This is a genomic window from Stenotrophomonas sp. GW821-FHT02D01, assembly GCF_059421765.1.
The window spans coordinates 274,589-299,516 of sequence record NZ_JBWKVP010000005.1 but is presented as its reverse complement, the minus strand read 5'-3'; the positions used below and the strand labels follow the sequence as shown (position 1 = coordinate 299,516).

Sequence of the window (24,928 nt, the reverse complement as noted above, 5' to 3'; positions counted from 1 at the left end):
CCCGGGCGGGCGTCCTCAGCGGGCGCCCGCTTCATCCTCACCGGCCGCGTGGCCGGCACCCAGCGCAGCACCTGCACCAACACCCAGCCCGCCCATTCCGGCACCCATGCCGCCGCCACCTCCACCGGTGCGACCGCCCTTGGCTTCGCCCTCGTTGCGGCCCTTGCCACTTCCGCCACCGCTGCCCGCAGGGCGGGTAGGCCCCTGGCGTGGGATCTCCAGGTCGGCCGGTACCGGCGCAAGGTCCAGCGCCTCGCGGACGAAGTCGCGCAGCGAGATCACCAGTTCGTGTGTGTGCACCGGCCGCCCCTGCGCCAGTTCACTGGCAGCGCGCGCGGCCAGCCGTACCTGCTCGTCGGTGCCCAGCAGCAGGATGTCCGACAAGGCCGCTTCGACCGCATCGCGGATGCGCCTGGCCCGATCCGAGCCCGGCTCGGCGATGCCTTCTTCGTGGGCGCGCTGGCGCAGGTCGCGCAGGTGGGTTGGATCGACCCCCAGCTCACCGGTGAAGGAGCCGCCCAGCGTCTTGTAGGCTGCCATCAAGGTACGCAGCCGCTCGTTGATCTGGCGGTTCTCGCGTTCGCGGCGCTGCTGCAGGGTCTGCATCACCAGCAGGCGGATACCCACGCCGAGCAGGGTGATCAGGACCAACCCGGCCAGGGTGGACAGCACGCCCTGCCAGGAACTGAAATCGATACCGCGCATGGTCACAGCTCCTGCGGAAGACCTTCATCTTGCCCCAGCCTGCTGCCGCAGATCCACGTCAGGCGCGGATGAGCGCCCCCGAAAACGCAGAAGGCCCTCCCGCCCGATGAGCGGAAGGGCCTTCGAACCACGCGCGATTACTTGCGCTTGGCAGCCTTGCGCACGGCCTTCTTGGCCGGAGCCTTCTTGGCCACAGCCTTCTTCAGCGGTGCAGCCTTCTTGGCGACGGTCTTGCGGGTAGCGGCGACCTTCTTGCCGACAACCTTCTTGGCGACGGCGGTCTTCTTGCCGACAACCTTCTTGGCAGCGGCGGTCTTCTTGCCGACGACCTTCTTGGCAGCGACGGTCTTCTTGCCGACAACCTTCTTGGCAGCGACGGTCTTCTTGCCGACAACCTTCTTGGCAGCAGCGGTCTTCTTGCCGACGACCTTCTTGGCAGCGACAGTCTTCTTGGCCACAGCCTTCTTGGCGGTAGCGACCTTCTTGCCGGCAACCTTCTTGGCGGCCACGGCCTTCTTGGCTACAGCCTTCTTGGCGGTAGCGACCTTCTTGCCGACAACCTTCTTGGCAGCAGCGGTCTTCTTTGCCACAGCCTTCTTGGCGGTCGCAACCTTCTTGGTGGCGGCCTTCTTCACGGTAGCGACCTTCTTGCCGGCAGCCTTGGTGGTCTTCTTGGCAGCAGCAGCCTTCTTGGTCACGGTCTTGCCGGCAGCCGCCTTCTTCTTGGCCACTTCCTTCTTCAGGGCAGCCGCTTCGGCCTTGGCGTTCTTCTTGGCCGCTTCCAGCTTCTTCTTGGCGTTGGCAACGGTCTTGCCGACCGACTTGGCAGCCTTCTCGGCCTTCTTGGCAACGGTCTTCTCGACCTTGGCCACGACCTTCTTGGCCTTGGCGACGCGGGTGGTGGCAGCCTTGCGGGCGCGCTTGACGGTCTTCTTGACCGACTTCACTGCGTCTTCGGCGGCGTGGGCGATGGTCTCGCCGACGTTGGTGGCGGTTTCTTTCACGTTCTCGACGGCGTCGGTCACGACCGACACACCATTACCGTTGCTCATGTTGCCCTCCTAGGGGCCTGGATTGTCAAAACGGGGCGATGCTATACCGACAATGGCTATCGTGGAACGGGCACGCCTGGTCAATCGCATCCGGTGCGACGCAACTGATGTAAGCGATGGCGGCCGCTGGCGCGCCCCGCAGTCAGGAAATCCCTTTTTTTAAGCAGTGTGCTGCACAACCTGCCTGTTGCTGGGGTACCGATGCAGGCACTGGCAGCAGCCCCACATCCGCGCAGCACGGAGCGTCATCGCAAGGTCGGGATGCGCGGAACTGCGCAAGTGTCACGGTGTATCAAGGCGCTGCCGGCATGCCTGACGGCGCGCGATCGCGGCTGTCGCGAACAGCGTTGTGGTGCGCGCGTCGGCTTTCCGGCGCCCTCGGCGCGGGTCGGATTTTCATGGGGCATTTATCCAGATCGCGACACACTCATTCAGCTTGTTCTACCGTATGCGTCAACGGCCCCTACCTCAGCCTGCGAACCGACTCCCATGCGACCGCTTCCCACCCTGCTTACGCTCGCAATCGCCGCTGCCTTCGGCGGCTTCGTTGCCACCGGCCTCAATGCGCACCTGGACAACCGTGCCGATGCCGCTCCGCTGCCGGCGGTACTGCCCACCTCCGCAGCGCTGCCGGCCGCGGTTGCCGGGCAGGCGGTGCCTTCGCTTGCACCGATGCTGGAAAAGGCGATGCCGGCGGTGGTCAGCGTCAACACCAAGCAGGTGGTGCGGGTACGCAACCCGTTCTTCAACGACCCGTTCTTCCGCCGCCTGTTCCCGGACATCCCGCAGGAGCGGATCAACGAGTCACTCGGTTCGGGCGTCATCATCGATGCCACCGAAGGCCTGGTGCTGACCAACCACCACGTCATCGACAACGCTGATGACGTGCAGGTGACACTGGCCGATGGGCGCACGGTGAAGGCCGAGTTCCTCGGCTCGGACCGCGACACCGACATCGCGCTGATCCGCATTCCGGCGCAGAACCTGACCGACATCAAGCTGGGCAACAGCGACCAGCTGCGGGTGGGCGACTTCGTGGTCGCGATCGGCAATCCGTTCGGTTTCAGCCAGACGGTCACCTCGGGCATCGTCTCGGCGGTGGGCCGCAGTGGCATCCGCGGGCTGGGCTACCAGAACTTCATCCAGACCGATGCATCGATCAACCCGGGTAATTCCGGAGGCGCGCTGGTCAACCTGCAGGGCCAGCTGGTGGGCATCAACACCGCCAGCTTCAATCCGCAGGGCAGCATGGCCGGCAACATCGGGCTCGGCCTGGCGATTCCCTCGAACCTGGCCCGCAGCGTGGTGGACCAGCTGGTCAAGCATGGCGTGGTGGTGCGCGGCACGCTGGGCATCGAAAGCCAGAACCTGAGCGCGCAGATCGCGCAGGGCCTGGGCCTGGGCGAAACCCGTGGCGCCCTGGTAACCCGCGTGCTGGCCGGTTCGGCCGGTGCCGCCGCAGGACTGAAGCCGGGCGACGTGGTGGTCTCGGCCAACGGCCAGCGTGTGGACAGTGCCGAAGCACTGCACAACGTGGAAGGCTTGGCGGCGGTGGGCAGCGTGCTGACCCTGGACGTTCGCCGCGAAGGCAAGCCGCTGCAGATCAAGGCAACGCTGAAGGAACAGGCACGCGTGGTCAGCGGCGAGAGCCTGGACCCGCGCCTGACCGGTGCCAGCTTCGTCGACCTGCCCGAATCGCTGCGTCAGTCTGGCGTGGGCGGCGTGCTGGTCAGCGAGGTCAAGCGCGGCAGCCGCGCCGCGACCAATGGCCTGCAGCAAGGCGACATCATCACCGACGCCACGGTGGGCGAGTTCGCCGACCTGGCCAGCTGGCGCGCCAATTTCCAGCAGCGCCCGCCCACCCTGGTGCTGCGCGTGCTGCGCAACAATGGCCAGCAGCAGGGCCAGTTGGTGATGCGCTGATCGCCTGGCCGTAACGCCCCCTATACCCACGTGATGCTATTGCTGTACGTCCAGGTCGGCCAAGCGCCGATCGCCCGTTCCCCCATCGCAACAGGAGTGATTCGATGAGCCCCACCAATACCGAGAACCTGAAGGACCACTTGGGTGAAGCCGGTTCCCACCTGAAGCAGGCCGCCAGCGCTGCCGGCGGTGCGATCAAGGGCGCTACCGGCGCCGCGACCGATGAACTGCGCATCGGCAAGGCCAACGTCAAGGCTGAACTTTCCGACAGCGCGCTGTCGGGCCTGGCTGCTGCCGAGTTCGGTGGTGCCGCCGCCAAGGAACAGGTCGACGCACTGATGGACAAGGGCAAGGACCTGATCGACAGCGCTGCTGAGCTGATCCGCGAACGTCCGCTGGCCTCGTTCGGCGTGGCCTTCGCTACCGGCTGGATCATCGCCAAGCTGGCCCGCGGCAGCGACAAGTAAGCTGCGGCGTGAGCGAAGACACCACGCAACGTCCTGATCCGGCGGCCACGCCGCCGTTGGACGAAAGCATCCGCCAGGTCGGCGCAGCCGGCCGGGCGACTGCCGATTCGGCCAAGCACTCACTGCGCTCGCTGCGCCGGTTGGCGTCGGCGGACTTTGCGCTGGCGCGCAGCGCGTTCGGCCGCGCATTGGCCTGGGCCGGCGTCGCCATCGTGTTCGGTGCGTCGGCCTGGCTGTTGCTGGCCGCCACCCTCATCGCCCTGCTGCAGAGCTTCGGCCTGAGCTGGCTGCAGGCCCTGCTGATCACCTCGTTGCTGAGCCTGGCCGTCACCGGCTATGCGATCTGGCGCGTTTCCTACTTCTTCCACCACACCGGCATGCACGCCACCCGGCGTCAGTTGTCCCGGTTGGGCCTGTTCGATGAGCCCACCGATGATGATCCCGATGCCGGCGTGCAGATTCCGGAGGGCAAGCCATGAAGTTCGGTGCACTGCAGCGGCGCGTGAAACGTTGCGAACAGGTGATGGCCGTGCGCCTCGGCGAGACCCAGGACCACTGGAACGTGCTCAGTCAGGTCTGGCGACAGGGCTGGTCGCCACTGCGCATCGTGGTGGTGGGTCTGGCCGGCGGGTTCATCGCCGGCAAGCTGGAGGTTCCGGGCAAGGTCAACGGAGCGCGTTGGCTGCAGATGGTCGGTTCGGTGTCCAGCCTGTTCGCCAGCGCCCAGGCCGCGTTTGCTTCGGTGGTGGCGGCGCAGGCGGCGGAAACCGCAGACGATGCCGCCGACCAGGTGGATGAAGCGGCCGGGCCGCCACCCGCCGCCGCGGCACGACCGGCAGCACGCCCGGTGGCCGAGCCCGAGCTGCGTGAGCCCCGTCCGGCCGAAGCGGCGACAGAGTTGTCCGAACGTTGACGAACCTTACCCGCCGCGTTGATCGCGGCGGCCGATAATGGGCTTCTCTTTCTGGTCGGTGCGTCGATGAGCGAGCCCCTGTTGTCCCCGTCGTCGCCTGCGCCGGACGAGTCCGCCCCCCTGCCGCCGCCCTCGCGCCCACGTGGCCCGATGTCGCTGGTGATCCTGGCGACCCTGGCCGTGGCGTTCACCCTGTGGGCGGCGCAGGACATCATCCTGCCGGTCCTGCTGGCGATGTTCTTCGCCCTGGTCGGCAACCCCATCCTGCGCCTGCTGCAGAAACTGTGGATTCCGCGCGCGCTCGGCGCCCTGCTGGTGCTGGGCGCCGGCCTGGGCGTGACCGGTGCGCTGGCGGTGCAGCTGATCGGCCCGGCGATGGACTGGGCACAGGAAGCACCGCAGCAGCTGCGCAAAGTTGCGCGCCAGGTACAGGACCTGACCAAGCCGGTGCAGCAGGCCAACCAGGCCGCAGAGAATTTCGCGCGCGTGGCCGGCGGCGACGGCAACCGCAAGGTGCAGGTGATCCGCACCCAGCTGGACGACCCCTACCGCATGCTCACCCGTGCGCCGCGCTTGGCCGCCTCGGTGCTGGCCGTCGTGCTGCTGACGCTGTTCTTCATGATCTACGGCCAGAGCCTGCAGCGTGCAGCGATCGCGCTGTTCCCGAACCGGCAGCAGCAGCGCTTCACCAGTGACATCCTGCGCTCGATCGAGCATGAGGTGTCGCGCTACGTATTGACCATCAGCGTGATCAACACGGTGGTCGGCCTGCTGTTGGCCGGGGTGCTGATGCTGCTGGGCATCGGCCTGCAGGAGGCGCTGCTGTGGGGAACCGTGGCGGCGCTGCTGAATTTCGCGCCCTATGTCGGCCCGCTGCTCGGCGTCGCGTTGATGCTGCTGATGGGCTTTGTCGAGTTCCGCGACCCGCTGCAGGCACTGCTGCCTGCGGCCGCCTACCTGGCCCTGCATACCCTGGAAGGGCAGCTGGTGACGCCGATCGTGCTTGGCCGGCAGATGAAACTGTCACCGCTGGTGCTGATCCTGGCGCTGATGGTGTTCGGCTGGGCCTGGGGCATGATCGGCCTTCTGCTGGCGGTGCCGCTGCTGGTCTGCATCAAGCTGGTGCTGGCGCGGCTGGACGGCATGCACGGCTGGGCGCGGCTGCTGGAGTGAGGCGCGCTCCATCGACGGGCGTGCGGGGAGAGGAATGGTGGGACGGCGAAGGCTGGCAGAATATGCGCCCGCTTTTTCCCAGGATGGAACCCTCCCCATGTTCTCTTTCGCGCGTCGATGCCTCGCCCTGACCTGCCTGGCCGCCCCCGCCTTCGCCGCCGCCCCGCCCAGTGCGGAAGTGGCCCGCACCCAGCTGGTGGAGGCCATCACCTGCCAGCGCCATCTCACGCCTGAACAGTTCGATGCCATGGCCAAGGTGCTGATGCCGGCCGGGGCCAAGACCAGGGACGAGTACGACGACGGCTACACACTGGCCTCGCCGCTGTTGGTGCTTGGCCTGCCGGTGACCCATGTGACCTCCTACGACGGCTCCAGCGGCGAGGATGGCGTGGACAGCTACACGGCGTACTTCGGCAGAGCGGAAATCAGCAAGGTCGCCGCCTTGGCGAAGATGCCGCCGCCGGTGGCCGGTGGCTACCGGCGCGAAGTGGGCAGGCATGATCTGAGCGTGGATCGCGTCGATGGCCAGACCGTCCTGTACTGCTCCTACGACCTGCGCAGCCACTGACGGCGGCAGCGCCTGCCCGCCGCGCGCATGAAAGCCCGCGCGGGCAGGCGTAGAATGGCGGGGTGAAATTCCCTGTCCTTGCCATCACCCTCGACCTCGACGATACGCTGTGGCCGTTCGCTCCGATCGGCGCCCGCATCGACCAGGTCCTGTTCGACTGGATGCGCGAACACAGCCCCGCCACCGCCGCGATGTATCCGGTGGCGGCCATGCGCGAACTGCGCGAGCGCTCGTTCCGCGACAACCCCCACCTGCATTTCGACCTGAGCGCGCTGCGCCGGCTGACGATCCAGGAGGCGCTGGAAAACAGTGGCGCCAGCCTGGATCTTCTGGAACCGGCGTATGAAGTGTTCTACGCCGCGCGCAACCAGGTGGAGTGCTACCCCGATGCGCTCGACGCACTGGCGCGTATCGCCGCGCGGGTGCCGGTGGCTGCGTTGAGCAACGGCAACGCCGATCTGGAACGGATCGGCCTGGCCCATCACTTCAGCTTCCAGCTGGGCGCGCGCGAGCATGGCGCGGCCAAGCCGGAAGCGAGCATTTTCCACGCTGCCTGCGACCGCCTGGGCGTCGCCCCGGCGCAGGTGCTGCACGTGGGCGACCACGTCGAGATGGACGTGGCCGGCGCGATGGCTGCCGGCCTGCGCGGCTGCTGGATCAACCGCGAAGCGGCCACCTGGAACCATCCGCAGCTGCAGCCTGACCTGCAGTTCGACACCCTCACCGGCTTGGCCGATTGGCTCGATGCCAACCTCGACGCCGCCGACGCTGACGCATCCCGGAGTACCTGACGCATGAGCGAGATCACTGGTTTCACCGCCGACACCACCGCCGCGCTGCCGTTGCACGTGCTGGACCGCAGCCAGTTCGAGGCGTGGAAGAACAGCCAATCCGCGGCCACCCAGGCGTGGTTGAAGTCGCAGGGCTTCACTGCGGGCGCGCATTCGGTTGCGCTGCTGCCCGGCGCCGATGGCCTGGCTGGCGCGGTGATCGGCGTTGGCGATCGTGCCGATGCCTACAGCTACGCCCATGCACCGCATGCCCTGCCGGAAGGCAGCGTGTGGCAGTTGGCCAGCGAACTGCCGGCCGCCGAGCAGGCACTGCTGCAGCTGGGCTGGGGCCTGGGCAGCTACCGCTTCGACCGCTACCGCAAGCGCAACCGCGCGCCGGCCCAGCTTGTTGCCGCACCGACCGGTGAGGTGGCCGACCTGATCGCCGCCAGCCTGCGCGTGCGTGACTGGGTCAACACGCCGACCGAAGACATGGGCCCGCAGCAGCTGGAAGACGCCGCGCGTGCCCTGGCTGAAGCGCATGGTGCGCAGGTTGAAGCCATCACCGGCGACGAACTGCTGGCGCAGAACTTCCCGGCCATCCATGCGGTGGGCCGTGCCTCGCACCGTGCGCCGCGGCTGATCGTGCTGCGCTGGGGCAAGGAGACCGACCCGGCGCTGGCGCTGGTCGGCAAGGGCGTGTGCTTCGATACCGGCGGCCTGGACATCAAGCCGGCCGATGGCATGCGCAACATGAAGAAGGACATGGGCGGCGCCGCCCACGCGCTGGCCCTGGCCGGGCTGGTGATGGCCCAGCAGCTGCCGGTGCGCCTGACCCTGCTGGTACCGGCCGTGGAAAATGCGATCGGCCCGGATGCCTTCCGTCCGGGCGAAGTGATCGCCACCCGCAAGGGCCTGAGCGTGGAGATCGACAACACCGATGCCGAAGGTCGGGTGATCCTGTGCGACGCGCTGACGTTCGCCGGTGAGCAGAAGCCGGACCTTGTGCTGGACTTCGCTACCCTGACGGGCGCGGCGCGCATCGCGCTGGGTCCGGATCTGCCGGCGCTGTTCAGCAACGATGACACGGTGGCCCAGCAGTGGCTGCAGGCCGGCGATGCCACCCGTGATCCGGTGTGGCGCATGCCGCTGTGGCGTCCGTACCTGCGTTACCTGAGCAGCGGTATCGCCGACCTGGCCAATGCCGGTTCGCGCATGGCCGGCTCGGTCACCGCCGCGCTGTACCTGGAACGCTTCCTGGAAGACGGACAGCGCTGGGCACATCTGGACGTGTATGCCTGGAACGATGGCGAGCGCCCCGGCCGCCCGGCCGGTGGCGAAGCCCTGGCCCTGCGTTCGGCCTGGACGATGCTGAAGGCACGTTACAGCTGATGGAGCTGCCGGGCATGGCCCGGCGCCACCCATGCCAGTGGGTGCCGACCTTGGTCGGCACTGCATCATCCTGCAAATCTGACGAAAAATTGAATTTCGGCCCCGGTCGGGTTCTGCGAGGATGTGGTGGTCGCCCACCCACACATCCGTGAAGGCAGGACTCCGACCATGTCGCTCTTCCGCTATACCCGCGCCGGCCAGGAGCCGGGCGCGCCGCGCCGGCATTCACCCTTGCCCTGGATCGCCCTGATCGCACTGATCCTGGGCATCGTCGCCCTCGCCTTCGCCTGGCTGGCCGGCTGGATCGGCCGCGACCGGCTGACCGCACAGCGCTTCACCGACACCATCGAGGCCACCGGCCCTGCGCATCCCGGCTTCCGCCGCGCGCACAGCAAAGGCGTGTGCGTGAGCGGCTGGTTCGAACCCAGCGCGCAGGCGCCCACGCTGTCCAGCGCGCGGGTGTTCTCGCAGGCGAAGGTTCCGGTGCTGGGCCGGCTGTCGATCGGCGGTGGCGATCCGCACGGCGCCGATGGCAGCGCGCGGGTGCGCAGCATCGCCGTACAGCTGGTGGGCGATGACGGGCAGGAATGGCGGATGGCGATGAACAGCTTCCCGTTCTTCGCCGTGCCCACCGCCGAGGCGTTCTACGAGCAGACCCGCGCGCAGATTCCGGATCCGGCCACCGGCAAGCCCGACCCGCAGAAGATGGCGGCCGTGCTGGCCAGGTACCCCAGCGCACAGGCCTTCCAGCAATGGGCCAAGAGCGCACCGTGGACCAGCAGCTGGGCCAACACCACGTTCAACAGCGTCAACAGTTTCTGGTTCACCAACGCACAGGGGCAGAAACGCGCGGTGCGCTGGCGCTGGCAGCCGCAGGCGCCGCTGGTGCAGATGGATGCAGAGGCACGCAAGCAGGCCAATGTCGATTTCCTCAGCCAGGAACTGCAGCAGCGCCTGGCCACCGGCCCGGTGCGCTGGAACCTGGTGGTCAGCCTGGCCGCGCCGGGCGATGCCATCGATGATCCCTCGGTGCCGTGGCCTGAATCGCGCGAACAGGTGGTGGCCGGCGTGCTCAGCCTCGACCGCATGCAGTCGCAGGAAGAAGGCGCCTGTGGCCAGCTCAACTTCGATCCGCTGATCGTGCCCAGCGGCGTGCGCGGCAGCGACGACCCGATCCTGGCTGCGCGCTCGGCGGTGTATTCGCAGTCGTTCAACCGCCGCGAGCGCGAGCGCGCCAGCGGTGCGGCGGCACAAACGAAGGGGGAGGCACGATGAGCACCGGCAACGGCCACTTCAACCTGCTCGCCCGGGTGCTGCACTGGTCCATGGTGCTGATGATCATCGCCATGCTGTTCATCGGCGTGACCATGGTCGCCTCGCTGCACCTGCGCCCCATGCTGATCGACCTGCACCGGCCGCTGGGTATCGCCATCCTGCTGCTGGCGGTGCTGCGCCTGTACAACCGCCTGCGCCATCGCCCACCGCCGCTGCCAGCGGACCTTCCCGCGTGGCAGGTGCTGGCGGCGAAGGCTTCGCACTGGATGCTGTACGCGTTGATGCTGGCGATGCCGCTGATCGGCTGGGCGATGCTGTCGGCCGGCGGCTACCCGATCGTGCTGGGCGGTGGCCTGCACCTGCCGCCGATCGTGCCGCACACCCCGGCGCTATACGCCGCGCTGCGCAATGCGCACAGCCTGCTGGCCTACGTGCTGTTCGCCACGGTGCTGATGCACGTGGGTGCGGCGCTGTTCCACCTATGGGTGCGCCGCGATGGCGTGTTCCAGGCGATGGCACGCGGGAAGGATTGAATGGGTTCGCCGGGGGTTCCCGGCTGCCCTTTTCCGCGACCGCGGAGGGGTGTCACTTTCTTTGCTCGTGCACCGCGCTGCAGGAGCAGCGCGGAACGGCGGAGCCGGCCCGTAGGGTGGCGCACAGGGATGTGCGCCATCAAGAAAGTAACCAAAGAAACACGCCGCCGGCCGCGAGCCGGTGCTGCGCACCGGTACCCTGCGCTTCTCGGTGAATCAGGGGACGGCGCCGAACTCGCTGCGCTCAGACATCGGCGCCTCTTCGCCCCTGATTCCCCTGCGATGCTCGGCTCGCTACAAGGCGGACCCAACGTCAAAAGCCGCAGCTGCACCCAGTAGATCCACGCCATGCGTGGATGCCTTTGCCGTTGATCTTGACCTTCCATTCCGCCTTGAGCGAGCCGAGCACCACAGGTCCGGCGAGGGCGAAGAGGCGCGGGTGTCTGAGCGCAGCGAGTTCCCGCGCCCTCCCTCGACGGACCGAGGAGCACAGGGCATCGGTGCGCAGCACCGGCTCGCGGCTGGCGGCGCGTTTCTTTTGGTTACTTTTCTTTTCGCGCGAAAAGAAAAGTGACACCCCCCTACAACCACCCCTTCTGCCGCGCCAGCCGATACGCCTCGATCCGGTTGGCCACGCCCAGCTTGCCGATGCATTCGGACAGGTAATTGCGCACTGTGCCGTGCGACAGCCCCAGCTGCTCGGCGATCTCGCTGGCGGTGCGGCCCTCGCCCGCCAGGCGCAGTACGCGGCGCTCGCGGTCGGTCAGCGGGTCGGCCTGCGACCACGCATCCAGCGCCAGCTGCGGATCGATCGCACGGATGCCCTGCTTCACCTTGCGCAGTGCCTCGGCCAGGTTCTCGGCCGGTGCATCTTTCAGCAGATAGCCCAGTACGCCCGCTTCCAATGCGCGACGCAGGAAACCGGCACGGGCGAAGGTGGTCACGATCACCACCTTGATCGGCAGTTCATGGCGGGCGATGCGCTGGGCCAGTTCCAGCCCGCTCAGCCCCGGCATCTCAATGTCGGTGACCAGGATGTCCGGCTGCAGCTGCTGCAGCATGCGCCAGGCGGCTTCGCCGTCGGCAGCACTGCCCAGTACCTCGATATCCGGTTCCAGGCCCAGCAACGCCGACAATGCGCCACGCACCATCGCCTGATCCTCGGCCAGCAGGATGCGGATCATGCCGCGCCTCCCTGTGCCAGCGATGCCGGCGACAGCGGCGTAGTCGCGGCCACCAGGGGCACGCGCACGGTCAGCAACGTGCCTTCCCCGCGCGGCGACTGCAGCGTCAACTGGCCACCCAGCGCTGCTGCCCGCTCACGCATGCCAGACAATCCGTTGCCCTCGGCCTGCACGCCACCACGGCCGTCATCGCGTATCTGCATTACCAACTGTCGGTCCTCAAGCATGAAATCCACCTGCACCCGGGTCGCCTGCGCGTGGCGCACGATGTTGGTCGCCGCCTCGCGCAGCACCAGTGCCAGCCCACGCTCTACCTCCACTGGCATCGGCGGCGGCGGCATGTACTGCAGGTGTACCTGTTGGCATTCCAGCAGCAGGCGTGCCGAGGCCAGTTCGCCGGCCAGGTCGCTGGCGCGGATGCCGGTGACCGCACTGCGTACCTGCGCCAGCGCCTCGCGGGCAATGTCCTCGGCCTCGCCGATTTCCTGCCGGGCACGCGCGTCATCGCGGTCGTACAGCTTGCGCGCCAGTTCCAGCTTCAGCGTGATCAATGACAGCGTATGCCCCAGCAGGTCATGCAGATCACGGCCAATGCGCTCGCGCTCGGCGGTGGTTGCCAGGCGCCGCACCTCATCCTGGGACAGCTGCAGGGCGACGTCGCGCTGATGGCTCAAGGCCTCCACGTTCACCACCAGCCCGACAATGAACGACACCGCCGGCATCCACACCATGGCCTGCCACGGATAACCGAAGTAGAGCGCAGTGCTGCAGAACAGGAGATTCAGGCCAGTGAGCTGCAACAGGTACACCCACCAGCCGCCGCGGCTGCTCATGCGGATCATCACGCAGCCGAAAACGAAGTAGCTCAGTCCCGACGGATACCACGGCAGCAGCACCAGGGCCATCACGATCATGCCCAGGGCGTAGCGCCAGGCGTGGTGCCGTGGCGCCAGCATCACCCTGGCATAGAACAGCAGGAACAACGGATAGCTGGCCAGCGTCAGCAACAACCAGCGCAGCGTGAAGCCATTCCCGAGCACCGGGGTGAGGAAGATCCAGACCGACCACAGCAGGTGGATCGCACCACTCCAGGGCGACTTGCCACGCCGCAGCAGTTCGGCCACCGCCGAATCCGGGGCAGGGCGCAACAGGGACGCAAGCCAGCTCGGTGGCATGGAAGATTCCAGGCGGGGACGATCGCTGCCGATCATGCCAGTTCAGCCGACCCGGCGCAGGCGGCGGCGCGCCAGCAGCAGCGCCGCCGCACTTACGCCCAGCAACACCAGCAGATGACCGGCGAAGCTGCCCACTGCCGGCAACCCGACCACCGGCAGGGCCAGCTGCGCCAAGTGCCAGGTCGGCCACAGCGGTGCCATCGTCGAGAACACCTGCGGCAGCGCCGACAACGGCAGCCACAGCCCTGACAGCAGGGCCAGCGGCAGGTAGACCAGGTTGACGATGGCCGGTGCCGCGCTGGCGCCGACATGGCTGCCGATCAGCAGGCCGATCGACCCCAGCGGCAATGCCGCAAACGCGGCCACGGCCAGCAGCTGCAGCACCTGCACCGCTTGCAGCTGCACGCCGCCGAAGAGGCACGCCACCGCCATCAGCATCGCCGCGATCAGCACCGCGAACAGCAGGGCCATCGCCAACCGTGCCAGCAGCGGCGCTGCGCCAGGCATCGGCAGTGCGCGCTTGAGGGTCAGCAGTCCACCTTCGCGGTCCAGTGCCAACTGCACGCCAAATCCAAACAGCGCAGGCGCCATCGCGCCGAACACGCAGTAGGTCGCCAGCAGATAGACCGGCGCGTGGCCACGACCCAGCAGTACGCCGAACAACAGGTAGAACAGCACCGGGAACAACAGCGAAGGCAGCACGAACGACGGCGAGCGCCAGGCACGACGCAGCTCGGACAGCAGTTCGGCGCGATACGGACGCAGGGCACGCCAGACCGAGGGCGAGGCACCGGCGGCGGTGGTACGGGTCAAGGTGTTCATGCGGCCTCCCGGGTCAGGTCGAGGAAGGCGTCGGCCAGTGCCGCGCCCTGAACTTCCAGTTCTCGCAGCTGCGCATCAGTGGCCAGCAGGCGGGCCACCACCGGCTCGGCCGGACTGGCCAACACCTGCAGGTGCTCACCGTCGCGCTGCACGTGCTGGACGCCGGGCCAGCGCTGCACCTCATCGGCGGCCAGCGTGCTGCGGCAGCGGATGCGTCGCGGGCGGTCGGCCAGGCGCAGTTCGGACAGCGGCGCATCGGTCAGCACCCTGCCCTGCTCCAGCACCACCACCCGTTGCGCCAGCGCCTCGGCTTCTTCCAGGTAGTGGGTGGTCAGCAGCACACCGCAGCCTTCGCTCACCAGCTGCCGGATCGCCTGCCACATCGCCTGCCGCGCCTGGATGTCCAGGCCCGTGGTGGGCTCATCGAGGAAGAGCACGCGCGGGCGGCCACAGATGGCAATGGCGAACTGCACGCAGCGCAGCTGACCGCCGGACAGCTGGCCATAGCGGCGCCGGGCAAGTTTCTGCAGGCCCACACGCTGCAGTACGTCGGCCAGCGGCAGCGGGTCTGGATAGCAGGCGCTGGCCTGCGCCACCAGTTCATCCACCTGCAGCATCGGCGGCAGGCTGGTGCTCTGCAGCATCACGCCGAGGCCGAGCCGATGATCGCGCTGCTGCGGATCACCGCCCAGCAGCTCGACCTGGCCGGCGTCGGCACGGCGCAGGCCCAACAGCACGCTGATCGCGGTACTCTTGCCGGCACCGTTGCGGCCCAGCAGGGCCAATACCTGGCCAGCGCGCACCTGCAGGTCGATGCCGTGCAGGGCGGTATGGTCGCGGTAACGCACCTGCACCTGCTGCAGGCGGGCCAGCGACGGGGCGATCGTATCCATGTGCGGTACCGGTAGCGGGGACGTTGCCATCCTGTGCCGCCGTGGTCACATTTCGCAGTTGCCGCCGTCAATGACATCGGATGACAGCTGTCACTGCCATCGCCGATGCACCTGCCTTCATGCTGTGCCGCACGCTCCACCGCCGGAACCGCCGCTGCCTGCCCTTCCGGTCACACCCGCCCGAACGCCTGTGATGGAACGAATGAACGCTTCTGCCGAGCTGTTGAAGGAACTCCGTATCGACCGCAAGTCGCCGCCGCCCGCCTCCAGTGGCGGCAGTGGTGGCCGCCGCTGGCTGTGGATCGCCGTGGCCGTGATCATCGTGCTGCTGGCCGGTGGTGCATTCGCACTGTTCGGCCGCGCGCCCACCGTGGAAGTGGACACCGCGCCGGCGGTGGCCATCCAGCAGGGCAGCGCCAGCAGTTCGGTGCTCGACGCCAGCGGCTACGTGGTCGCCCGGCGCATGGCCACGGTGTCGGCCAAGATCACCGGCAAGGTGCGCGAGGTGATGATCGAAGAAGGCATGCGGGTGGAACAGGGGCAGATCATGGCCACCCTGGACCCGATCGATGCCGACGCGCAGCGCAACCTGTACGCCTCGCAGCTGCAGGCCGCACGCAGCCAAGTGGTCGGCCTGGAAGCACAGCAGAAGCAGGCCGCCGCTGAAGCCAGCCGCCTGCAGGCGCTGGTTGGCCAGCAGCTGGTCTCGCGTTCGCAGTACGACCAGGCCGTGGCCCAGCGTGACAGCCTGCGTGCGCAGCTGGAAACCGCACGACGCAACGTCAAGGTTGCCAACGACCAGCTGTCCATCGCCGACCTTGGCGTGGACAACAACATCGTGCGCGCGCCGTTCTCCGGCGTGGTCACCGCCAAGGCCGCGCAGCCCGGCGAAATCGTCTCGCCGCTGTCGGCCGGTGGTGGCTTCACCCGTACCGGCATCGGCACCATCGTCGACATGGAATCGCTGGAGATCGAAGTCGAGGTCGGCGAAGCCTTCATCGGCCGCGTGCAGCCGAAGATGCCGGTGGAAGCCACGCTCAACGCCTACCCGGACTGGAAGATCCCGGCCGAGGTGATCGCCATCGTTCCCACCGCTGACCGCGGCAAGGCCACGGTGAAGGTACGGGTCGCACTGAAGGTGAAAGACCCGCGCATCGTGCCGGAGATGGGCGTGCGGGTCAGCTTCCTGGAACAGGCCAAGCCGCAGACCGAAGCCAAGCCGCAGGGCGTGCGCGTTCCGGCCACTGCGGTGGTCGAGCGTGAGCGCGCGTCGGTTGTCTTCGCACTGGGCGATGACAACCGTGTGCAGCAACGCACGGTCGAAGCGGGCCAGGCGATGGGCAAGGACCGCCAGATCCTCAAGGGCGTGAGCGCAGGAGAGTCGGTGGTGGTCAACCCGCCGGACACCCTGCGCGACGGCACCAGGGTCAAGCAGAAGCAAGCGCAGTAACGGCCCGGCGCCCACGTGGCGCCACCGGCAGTACCGCTGGAAAGCACCACTGTTCGACGCGTGCCGGCCGTCGGCCGGGACGCATCCCCGTTTCCCGCCTTTCGTGGAGAACCACCCATGTCGACCCTGGTTTCACTGCGCAACATCACCAAGACCTACCAGCGTGGCCCCGAAAAGGTGCAGGTGCTGCACGGCATCGACCTGGATATCGCCAGCGGCGATTTCGTCGCGCTGATGGGCCCGTCCGGTTCCGGCAAGACCACCCTGCTCAACCTGATCGGCGGCCTGGACAACCCCACCGGCGGCGAGATCAGCATCGAAGGCGAGCGCATCGACCAGATGAGCGGCGGCCAGCTGTCGACGTGGCGCAGCCATCATGTCGGCTTCGTGTTCCAGTTCTACAACCTGATGCCGATGCTGACCGCGCAGAAGAACGTGGAACTGCCGTTGCTGCTGACCCACCTCAGCGCGGCGCAGCGCAAGCGCAATGCCGAGATCGCGCTGACCCTGGTCGGTCTGGCAGACCGCCGCAGCCATCGCCCCAACGAACTGTCCGGCGGCCAGCAGCAGCGCGTGGCGATCGCCCGCGCGATCGTCTCCGACCCGACCTTCCTGATCTGCGACGAACCTACCGGCGATCTTGACCGCCAGTCCGCCGAAGAGATCCTGGGCCTGCTGCAGCAGCTCAACCGCGAACACGGCAAGACCATCATCATGGTCACCCATGACCCGAAGGCTGCCGAGTACGCCACCCACACGGTGCACCTGGACAAGGGCGAGCTGGCCGACGCGCCGCTGGCCCACTGACGGAGGCCACAGCGATGAAATACTTCTCGTTGGTCTGGGCGCAGCTGTTCCGCAGCCGCATCCGCACCCTGTTGACCCTGCTGTCGGTGGTGGCCGCGTTCCTGCTGTTCGGCATGCTCGACTCGGTGCGCGTGGCGTTCTCGTCCGGTGGCAGCGTGGAAGGTGCCAACCGGTTGGTGGTGGCTTCGCGCCTGTCGATCACCCAGTCGCTGCCGATCCGCCTGGAGACGCAGATCCGCCAGGTCAGCGGCGTGCGCGATGTCACCTACGGCATGTGGTTCGGCGGCATCTACCAGGACCCGAAGAACTTCTTCCCCAACTTCTCGGTGGCGCCCAACTACTTCGATGTCTACCGCGAGCTGCAGATCGACCCGGCGCAGCTGCAGGACTGGCAGCAGACCCGTACCGGCGCGATCGTCGGCGAGACGCTGGCCAAGCAGTTCGGCTGGAAGATCGGCGACACCATCCCGCTGCAGGCCACCATCTTCCCACGTGGCGGCAGCAACGACTGGCCGCTGGAACTGAAGGGCATCTACCGCTCGAAGGATCGCGCACTGGCGGCCAATGAAGAACGCCAGTTGATGATGAACTGGAAGTACTTCGATGAGTCCAACGACTACATCAAGAACCAGGTCAGCTGGTACACGGTGACGCTGGACAACCCGGAGCAGTCATCAAGGGTGGCGCAGGCCATCGATGCGATCTCGGCCAACTCCGACCACGAAACCAAGACCCAGACCGAATCGGCGTTCCAGCAGGCGTTCGTGAAACAGTTCGCCGACATCGGCATGATCGTCACCTCGATCATGGGCGCGGTGTTCTTCACCCTGCTGCTGTTGACCGGCAACACCATGGCCCAGGCGGTGCGCGAGCGCGTTCCGGAACTGGCCACGCTGAAGACGCTGGGCTTCAAGGACAGCACGGTACTGACCCTGGTGATGGTCGAATCGGTGCTGCTGATCGGCCTTGGTGGGCTGATCGGCATGGGCCTGGCGGCGCTGATCCTGCCGGCCATCAGCCCCAAGAGCATGGGCATGCTGCCGCCGCACGTACCGACGCCGACCTGGCTGGTGGGCATCGTCCTGATCGTGGTGATCGGCATCGTGGTCGGGCTGCTGCCCGCACTGCGTGCCAAGCGCCTGAAGATCGTTGACGCGCTCGCCGGCCGCTGAAGAGGACACCGACATGAACAAGCTCAAGAAATGGCTGGGAAACGCGGTGACCGTGCTGTTGCTGGCCGCCGGCCTGGCCGTCTGGATCGGCCTGCCGTGGATCGGCGTGCTGGCCATCGCGGTGCTGGTGGGGCTGTGGCTGGCACTCACCCGCAGTGGACGGCTGGCGCTGGCCGCCACCCGCATCGGCATTGCCAGCCTGCCGCAGCGCTGGGGTGCCTCCTCGGTGATCGTGGTCGGCATCGCCGGCGTGGTCGGTGTGCTGGTGGCGATGCTGGCGATGGGCGAAGGCTTCCAGGCCACGCTCAACAACACTGGCGATGACACCACCGCGATAGTGCTGCGCGGCGGTTCGCAGGCCGAGACCAACTCGGTCATCACCCGCGAACAGGTGCCCACGCTGTCCACCCTGCCCGGCATCACCCGCGATGCGCAGGGGCGGCCGCTGCTGTCACCGGAGCTCTCGCAGGTGGTCAACCTGGTGTCCAAGGCCGATGGCACCGACGTCAACGCGCAATTCCGCGGTGTCGGCCCGCAGGCGTGGGCCGTGCATGACAAGGTCAAGATCGTCGAAGGCCGCCGGTTCGCCGCCGGCCTGCGCGAGATCGTGGTCGGCCAGGGCGCCAGGAGCCAGTTCCGCGACATGGATGTTGGCAAAACGCTCACCCTGGGCAACCAGACCTGGACGGTCGTGGGCGTGTTCGCTACCGGCGATGCGCATGACTCGGAACTGTGGACCGACGCCGATACGCTGGCCACCACCTACCAGCGCAGTGCCTGGCAGTCGATCAGCGTGCGCACCGACGGCAAGGCCGGCTTCGAGCAGTTCAAGGCCGCCGTGGCCGCCGATCCGCGCCTGAAGCTGGACGTGGAAACCACCCGCGTCTACTACAGCAAGCAGGGTGGCGGGTTGACCAAGCTGATCGACATCCTCGGCAAGGTGATCGGCACCATCATGGCGGTGGGCGCTGTGTTTGGTGCGCTCAACACCATGTATGCCGCCGTGGCCACGCGCGCGCGCGAGATCGCCACCATGCGTGCGATCGGCTTCCGTGGCCTGCCGGTGGTGACTGCGGTGATGCTGGAAACCATGCTGCTGGCCCTGCTCGGCGGACTGCTTGGCTGCGCTGTGGCATGGCTGCTGTTCAACGGCTACAGCGTGTCCACCATCGGCAGCAACTTCAGCGCGGTGGTGTTCAAGTTCCATGTATCGCCGGAACTGCTGTGGAGTGGACTGAAGTGGGCACTGGGCATCGGCCTGGTGGGTGGGTTGTTCCCGGCACTGCGCGCCGCGCGACTGCCGATCACCACGGCGCTGCGCGAGACCTGAGCATCACGCATTGATTTATTGAGCGTTGCGCAGGGGACGGAGCGAAGGCTCCGTCCCTTTTTCTTTGCACGTCATCCACGCATGGCGTGGATCTACTGGTGGCCCATCCACGCATGGCGTGGATCTACTGGCCCATCCGCATGGCGTGGATGCCGACGTTGTTGCGGTAGATCCACGCCATGCGTGGATGGATGCGTGTACGCACGCAACAACGATTACAGATTGCGGAAACACTGCCGCTATCGGTGCCTCTGCCCATCGCAAACGCAGCGCGCGTGACGCCGCGCACAGCACACCTGTGGATTGTTGGTTGCGATTCATTTTCGCGGCGTTACAGCGCGCGCGGACAAACAGTTACCGATGAAAACACTCTAGAATCCGGCCCCCACGTTGGTTTGCAGCACCCCACGCGTCCATAGAACGGACGCATGTTTTTTCTGAAACACGAGATTTCACGGATGTCCCTGAAGACCACCCCGCTGCGCAACGCGATCGTCATCGCGCTGGCCGCCAGCTGCACCACGCCCGCTTTCGCACAGGAAGCCGGCGATACCCCCACCAACCTCGACCGCATCGAGATCACCGGCTCGCGCATCCGCCAGGCCAGTGTCGAGACCGCGCAGCCGGTGGTGGCACTCAACCGCGCCGACATCGAGAAGAAGGGCTACGTCAACGTTGCCGACATCCTGCAGGACGTCACTGCAGCCGGCGCACCGAGCCTGAGCCGTTCGTCCTCGCTGAGCTCGTCGCGCGATTTCGGCGGCATGTATGTCAGCCTGCGCAACCTCGGCCCGGAACGCAGCCTGGTGCTGATCGACGGCCGCCGCATGGGCGTCAGCGCCGGCGGTTACTCCGACCTGGCCTCGATTCCGTCGGCGATCGTCGAACGCGTGGAAGTGCTGACCGATGGCGCCTCGGCGCTGTACGGCTCGGACGCCATCGCCGGCGTGGTCAACATCATCACCCGCAAGAACTTCGACGGTGGCGAAGCCAGCGTCTATGTCGGCCAGTACGGTGAAGGCGACGGCCAGAAGCGCTCCTATAGCGCCACCTTCGGCAAGACCTTCGACCGCGGCTGGTTCAGCGTCGGCGCCGAGCGCACCAAGGAAGACGAAATCCTTGGCGATGCGCGCGAGTTCAGCCGCTACCCGGGTGGCCCGCGCCATGCCGACGACGTCGACGCGCTGAGCCCGACCACCCAGTGGGGCACGGTCACCGTCGGTGGCAAGCCGCTGACCGTTGGCCCGGGCGGCGACCCGAGCAGCGCTGGCAACTTCCACACGCCGGATCCGGCTGACGGCGCCAACGCCAAGACCAACATGAGCCTGCTGAGCGGCCTGGAGCGCACCTCGGTGTTCGCCAACGGCGGCTTCTCGATCACCGACAACCTGCGCATCGTCGCCGACGCGCTGTACAGCAAGCGCGAGTCGACCAAGCACCTGGCCGGCTACCCGTACTCGGTCTCGGCTGCGCAGTCGCGCAACGGCACGCGCGCTGCGCTGTCCAAGGACAGCACCTTCAACAAGTGGGGCCAGGACGTGCTGTTCTCGCACCGCACCGAAGAGCTGCCGCGCGGTACCGAGAACACGCTGGAAACCAAGCGTGCCAGCCTCGGCCTGGAAGGCAGCTTTGAAACCGGTTCGCGCTACTGGGACTGGAACGTCAGCTACATGTACAACCGCAATGAAGGCGAGCGCGTTGGCACCGGCAGCATGTACCAGCCGAACGTCAACCTGGCCGTCGGCCCGTCCTTCATGGACGGCGACGTGGCCCGCTGCGGTACGCCGGGTGCGGTGATCGCCGGCTGCGTGCCGTGGAATCCGGCTGCACCGATGGGCTACACCGGCCCGGGCTCGCTGGGCAACCAGGACGTGCAGGACTACCTGTTCACCCGCTTCGTCGACAAGATGCGCAGCACCACCAAGGTCGCCAGCGCCAACATCTCCGGCTCGCTGTTCACCCTGCCGGCCGGCGACATCATGGGCGCGATGGGCTTTGAGCACCGCAGCGAAGAAGCCAGCTACACCCCGGACCTGATGGTGCAGAAGGGCCAGATCGCCGGCACCACCGGCCAGCCGACCCGTGGCGACTACTCGCTCAACGAGGTCTACCTGGAAATGCAGGTGCCGCTGCTGGCCGACATGGCCTTCGCCCGCGAGCTGTCGCTGGACCTGGCCGGTCGCTACACCGATTACAACACCTTCGGTTCGACCACCAACAGCAAGTTCGGCCTGAAGTGGAAGCCGATCGACAGCCTGCTGGTGCGCGCCACCTACGGCACCGGCTTCCGTGCACCGACCGTGGACGATCTCTACGGCGGCGCGGTTTCCAGCCGCGATTCGTTCACCGATCCGTGCGACACGAAGTTCGGCATCGCCGCCAGCAGCCCGACCGTGGCAGCACGCTGCCAGGCGCTGAACGTGCCTGCCAACTTCCGTCAGCAGACCGGTTCGGACGGCAACCTTGCCAACCGCCCGGGCCAGCAGGCCACCTCCGATTTCAACTCCGGTTCCAACCCGGAACTGAAGCCGGAAACCGCCAAGACCTGGACCGTCGGCCTGGTCTACAGCCCGGAATTCGTGCAGGGCCTGGACGTCAGCCTGGACTGGTGGAAGATCCGCATCGACAACGCCATCGTGGGCGAGTCGGCTACCGACATCCTCAACCAGTGCTACGTGCAGGGCGTGGATTCGGCATGCGGTCGCTTCACCCGTTCCACCGCTGCGGCCACCCGCGGCCAGGTTTCGGCGCTGGATCGTTCGCTGGTCAACGCCGGCTACCGCGAAACCGCCGGCTATGACATCGGTGTGCGTTACCGCCTGCCGGAAACCGCATACGGCAAGTTCGCCATCAACTGGAACACCACCTACACCGACTACCTGGAGCAGCGCAACGACAGCGCCGCCACCACCCCGGTGGAGCAGCGCGTGGGCTGGGCCGGTGACTTCCGCGTACGTTCGACCTTCAACCTGGATTGGCAGTACGGCAATCTGGGCATCGGCTGGACCGCCCGTTACTACTCGGGCATGAAGGAAGCCTGCTCGTACGATCTGGGCGGTGGCCCGGACTGCAACATGGCCGACTTCGTTTCGCCGTATACCGATGCACAGCCGAGCCGCAAGGTGGGTTCCAACACCTTCCACGACCTGCAGGTGCGTTACAGCCTGCCGTGGGATGGCACCGTGTCGCTGGGCCTGAACAACGTGTTCGACCACCAGGGTCCGATCATGTACAGCCAGCCGAACAGCAGCTTCACCTACTACGGTGGCTTCGACATCGGTCGTTTCATGTACATGAAGTACCAGCAGCGCTTCTAAGCCTGCAACCGCGTTCCCGCCCCGGCCAACTCTCTCCTGGCCGTGGATGGAAGCAGAACGGCGCCCCTCGGGGCGCCGTTCTTTTTTACAGGGTCGGCTCCATTTGCATCGCGGAGGGCTCTGATCCCGGAGGCGCTATCGTTTCGCGCCGCGCATCGCCCGTACGTTGTCACCGACGTACAGGACCAACCCGGCCCAGATCGCCGCAAAACCAATCGCCTTGCCGGTGTCGAAGGCCTCGTGGAAGAAGAACACGCCCAGCAGCAACTGCAGGCTCGGTGCGATGTACTGCAGGATGCCGACCAGCGACAGCGGAATGCGCTTGACCCCGTAGGCGAAGCCGATCAGCGGCACCGCCGTGATCACCCCGCCGAAGATCAGCATCAGGTCGTTGGCCCAGCCCCAGCCACCGAAGAAGCCACCGCCATGGCCGTTTTCCGACCACAGCGCGAAGCCCAGCGCGGGCAGGAACAGGTACAGGCTTTCCACGCCCAGCCCGGCCACCGGATCGACCGACACCAGCTTGCGCAGCAGGCCGTACAGGCCGAACGAGCACGCCAGGCCCAGCGCGATCCACGGCGGCGTGCCCGCATCGATGGTCAGCCAGGCCACGCCCACCGCTGCGATGGCTACCGCCAGCCACTGCACGCGGCGCAGGCGCTCCTTCAGCACGAGCACGCCCAGCAGTACGTTCACCAGCGGGTTGATGAAGTAGCCCAGGCTGGTTTCGATCACATGCCCTGCGTTGATCGCCCAGATGTACAGGCCCCAGTTGAAGGCGATGGTCAGGCTCGATACCGCCAGGATCGGCAGCGCGCGCGGTTGCGCGGCGATCTTCTTCCACCAGCCCAGCCGTGATGCGATCAGCAGCCAGGCCACCACCAGCACGGTGCTCCAGATGATGCGGTGGGCGATGATCTGGAACGAGGGCACTTCGTTCAGCAGATGCCAGTACACCGGCACCAGCCCCCACAGCACGAAGGTGGAGGCAGTGATCAACAGGCCCCGTCGCTGTTCTTTCTCGTCCATGCTCATCGCTTGCGTGTCCTTGCCATCGTCAGTACCACCACACCCAGAAGTATCACCGCCATGGCCAGGAAGTCGCGCCAACCAAAGCGTTCACCATTCAATGCAGCCCCCAACAGGACAGCAATCACCGGATTGACGTAGGCATAGCTGCCGGCCAGCGCCGGGCGCACGTTCTGCAGCAGCCAGACGTAGGCGGTGAACGCCACGATCGAACCGAACACGCACAGGTAGGCCATCGCCAGCAGGCCACCGCTATCGGGCAGCGTGGTGGGGCGCTCGCCGACGACCAGACCGATCACCACCAGCAGCACGCCACCGCAGATCATCTGCCCGGCGGCCGTCATGAACGGCCCCGGCAGGTCCTGCCCGCGTGCCCACACCGAGCCGAACGCCCAGCCGACCGGCGCGATCAGCAGCAACACCAGCCCGGTGGGCGATGCGGTCAGGCTGCTGCCGGCGTTGAGCCAGACCACGCCGACGAAGCCAACGGCGATGCCCAGCCATTCACCCTTGCTGGCATGCTGCCCGCGCAGGGCCGAGAACAGCGCCATCCACAGCGGCACCGAGGCCACTGCGGTGGCGGCCAGGCCGGATGACACCTCGCGTTCGGCCAGCACCACCATGCCGTTGCCCAGCACCAGCATGGTCACGCCCATGATGACCAGGTTGCGCCACTGCCGCAGGGTGGGTCTGGGCATCTTCCAGAACAGGCGCAGCGCCAGGTACATCAGGCCGCCGGCAATGATGAACCGGCTGCCGGAGACCATCGTCAGTGGCAGCGCGCCGCCATGCAGGGCCTTGGCGATACCCAGGTAGGTCGAGCCCCAGACCACGTAGACCAGCAGCAGTGCCAGCACGACAAGGCCGCCCCGTGGGGCAGCCGCAGACGGAACGGGGGGAGCCGACATGACACACCAGGGAGCTGGGGGAACACGGATTTTAGGACGTTTTGGTTATGGTCCGGCAGCCCATGTAGTG

General features: G+C 66.9%; 23 protein-coding genes. 15 read left to right on the top strand and 8 right to left on the bottom strand.

Going from position 1 to position 24,928, the window contains the following annotated elements; all coding sequences use genetic code 11:
- Positions 1-15 precede the first annotated feature (15 nt).
- A complete protein-coding gene (locus AC07UW_RS12955; protein ID WP_223497517.1) occupies positions 16-705 on the bottom strand; it encodes a hypothetical protein in 690 nt (229 codons plus the stop codon).
- 137 nt (positions 706-842) lie between these two features.
- Positions 843-1,757 carry a histone gene (locus AC07UW_RS12950; RefSeq protein WP_336023751.1) on the bottom strand — a complete coding sequence of 305 codons (915 nt, stop codon included), beginning with the start codon at positions 1,755-1,757 and terminating at the stop codon, positions 843-845.
- Between the two features lie 489 nt (positions 1,758-2,246).
- Between AC07UW_RS12950 and AC07UW_RS12945 the strand changes: the two genes are divergently transcribed.
- The 10 genes from AC07UW_RS12945 (at position 2,247) to AC07UW_RS12900 (ending at position 10,771) form a co-directional block, all read left to right on the top strand.
- Complete coding sequence (locus tag AC07UW_RS12945; protein WP_025878360.1) at positions 2,247-3,680, top strand: Do family serine endopeptidase; 1,434 nt, start codon at positions 2,247-2,249, stop codon at positions 3,678-3,680.
- Between the two features lie 104 nt (positions 3,681-3,784).
- A complete protein-coding gene (locus AC07UW_RS12940; RefSeq protein WP_025878359.1) occupies positions 3,785-4,147 on the top strand; it encodes a hypothetical protein in 363 nt (120 codons plus the stop codon).
- Between the two features lie 8 nt (positions 4,148-4,155).
- Positions 4,156-4,626, top strand: coding sequence for a phage holin family protein (locus AC07UW_RS12935; RefSeq protein ID WP_025878358.1), 471 nt, complete (start codon positions 4,156-4,158; stop codon positions 4,624-4,626).
- Positions 4,623-5,060, top strand: a complete 438-nt coding sequence (locus tag AC07UW_RS12930; protein WP_495212186.1) for a protein sip-5 — start codon at positions 4,623-4,625, stop codon at positions 5,058-5,060. The genes AC07UW_RS12935 and AC07UW_RS12930 overlap by 4 nt, the downstream gene beginning before the upstream one ends.
- A gap of 66 nt (positions 5,061-5,126) precedes the next feature.
- Complete coding sequence (locus AC07UW_RS12925) at positions 5,127-6,233, top strand: AI-2E family transporter (RefSeq protein ID WP_229290580.1); 1,107 nt, start codon at positions 5,127-5,129, stop codon at positions 6,231-6,233.
- Positions 6,234-6,330: 97 nt separating this feature from the next.
- The gene (locus AC07UW_RS12920) at positions 6,331-6,801 is read left to right on the top strand and encodes a hypothetical protein (RefSeq protein ID WP_495212185.1); all 471 of its coding nucleotides are present in this window, start codon (positions 6,331-6,333) and stop codon (positions 6,799-6,801) included.
- Between the two features lie 62 nt (positions 6,802-6,863).
- Positions 6,864-7,592: an HAD family hydrolase gene (locus AC07UW_RS12915; RefSeq protein WP_025878355.1), complete on the top strand. Its 729-nt coding sequence runs from the start codon at positions 6,864-6,866 to the stop codon at positions 7,590-7,592.
- A 3-nt stretch (positions 7,593-7,595) separates the two neighbouring features.
- The gene (locus AC07UW_RS12910) at positions 7,596-8,963 is read left to right on the top strand and encodes a leucyl aminopeptidase family protein (RefSeq protein ID WP_099786212.1); all 1,368 of its coding nucleotides are present in this window, start codon (positions 7,596-7,598) and stop codon (positions 8,961-8,963) included.
- A 168-nt stretch (positions 8,964-9,131) separates the two neighbouring features.
- A complete protein-coding gene (locus tag AC07UW_RS12905; RefSeq protein ID WP_495212184.1) occupies positions 9,132-10,238 on the top strand; it encodes a catalase family peroxidase in 1,107 nt (368 codons plus the stop codon).
- Positions 10,235-10,771, top strand: coding sequence for a cytochrome b (locus AC07UW_RS12900; protein WP_495212183.1), 537 nt, complete (start codon positions 10,235-10,237; stop codon positions 10,769-10,771). The genes AC07UW_RS12905 and AC07UW_RS12900 overlap by 4 nt, the downstream gene beginning before the upstream one ends.
- Before the next feature lie 581 nt (positions 10,772-11,352).
- Here AC07UW_RS12900 and AC07UW_RS12895 read toward each other — a convergent pair.
- Genes AC07UW_RS12895 through AC07UW_RS12880 form a run of 4 tightly spaced genes read right to left on the bottom strand, consistent with a single transcriptional unit; the run spans position 11,353 to position 14,845 of the window.
- Positions 11,353-11,955 (bottom strand): response regulator transcription factor, encoded by a 603-nt coding sequence (locus tag AC07UW_RS12895; RefSeq protein ID WP_025878350.1) that lies wholly within the window; start codon positions 11,953-11,955, stop codon positions 11,353-11,355.
- The gene (locus tag AC07UW_RS12890) at positions 11,952-13,166 is read right to left on the bottom strand and encodes a sensor histidine kinase (RefSeq protein ID WP_495212182.1); all 1,215 of its coding nucleotides are present in this window, start codon (positions 13,164-13,166) and stop codon (positions 11,952-11,954) included. Before AC07UW_RS12890 ends, AC07UW_RS12895 begins: the two co-directional genes overlap by 4 nt.
- Positions 13,167-13,172: 6 nt before the next feature.
- Positions 13,173-13,952 (bottom strand): ABC transporter permease, encoded by a 780-nt coding sequence (locus AC07UW_RS12885; protein WP_495212181.1) that lies wholly within the window; start codon positions 13,950-13,952, stop codon positions 13,173-13,175.
- A complete protein-coding gene (locus AC07UW_RS12880) occupies positions 13,949-14,845 on the bottom strand; it encodes an ABC transporter ATP-binding protein (protein ID WP_495212180.1) in 897 nt (298 codons plus the stop codon). Before AC07UW_RS12880 ends, AC07UW_RS12885 begins: the two co-directional genes overlap by 4 nt.
- A gap of 202 nt (positions 14,846-15,047) precedes the next feature.
- Between AC07UW_RS12880 and AC07UW_RS12875 the strand changes: the two genes are divergently transcribed.
- The 5 genes from AC07UW_RS12875 (at position 15,048) to AC07UW_RS12855 (ending at position 22,921) form a co-directional block, all read left to right on the top strand.
- Positions 15,048-16,295, top strand: coding sequence for an efflux RND transporter periplasmic adaptor subunit (locus AC07UW_RS12875; protein ID WP_447944507.1), 1,248 nt, complete (start codon positions 15,048-15,050; stop codon positions 16,293-16,295).
- A 117-nt stretch (positions 16,296-16,412) separates the two neighbouring features.
- A complete protein-coding gene (locus tag AC07UW_RS12870) occupies positions 16,413-17,102 on the top strand; it encodes an ABC transporter ATP-binding protein (RefSeq protein WP_025878346.1) in 690 nt (229 codons plus the stop codon).
- Positions 17,103-17,116: 14 nt separating this feature from the next.
- The gene (locus tag AC07UW_RS12865) at positions 17,117-18,274 is read left to right on the top strand and encodes an ABC transporter permease (protein ID WP_495212179.1); all 1,158 of its coding nucleotides are present in this window, start codon (positions 17,117-17,119) and stop codon (positions 18,272-18,274) included.
- Between the two features lie 13 nt (positions 18,275-18,287).
- Complete coding sequence (locus AC07UW_RS12860) at positions 18,288-19,604, top strand: ABC transporter permease (RefSeq protein WP_495212178.1); 1,317 nt, start codon at positions 18,288-18,290, stop codon at positions 19,602-19,604.
- Between the two features lie 458 nt (positions 19,605-20,062).
- Positions 20,063-22,921 carry a TonB-dependent receptor plug domain-containing protein gene (locus AC07UW_RS12855; RefSeq protein ID WP_180831779.1) on the top strand — a complete coding sequence of 953 codons (2,859 nt, stop codon included), beginning with the start codon at positions 20,063-20,065 and terminating at the stop codon, positions 22,919-22,921.
- A 135-nt stretch (positions 22,922-23,056) separates the two neighbouring features.
- Here the strand turns inward: AC07UW_RS12855 and rarD are convergent, their stop codons facing one another.
- Both rarD and yedA read right to left on the bottom strand, forming a co-directional pair.
- On the bottom strand, positions 23,057-23,956 hold the full coding sequence (gene rarD / locus AC07UW_RS12850; RefSeq protein ID WP_025878342.1) for an EamA family transporter RarD: 900 nt from the start codon (positions 23,954-23,956) through the stop codon (positions 23,057-23,059).
- Positions 23,953-24,858 carry a drug/metabolite exporter YedA gene (gene yedA, locus AC07UW_RS12845; protein ID WP_223497507.1) on the bottom strand — a complete coding sequence of 302 codons (906 nt, stop codon included), beginning with the start codon at positions 24,856-24,858 and terminating at the stop codon, positions 23,953-23,955. Before yedA ends, rarD begins: the two co-directional genes overlap by 4 nt.
- Positions 24,859-24,928 lie beyond the last annotated feature (70 nt).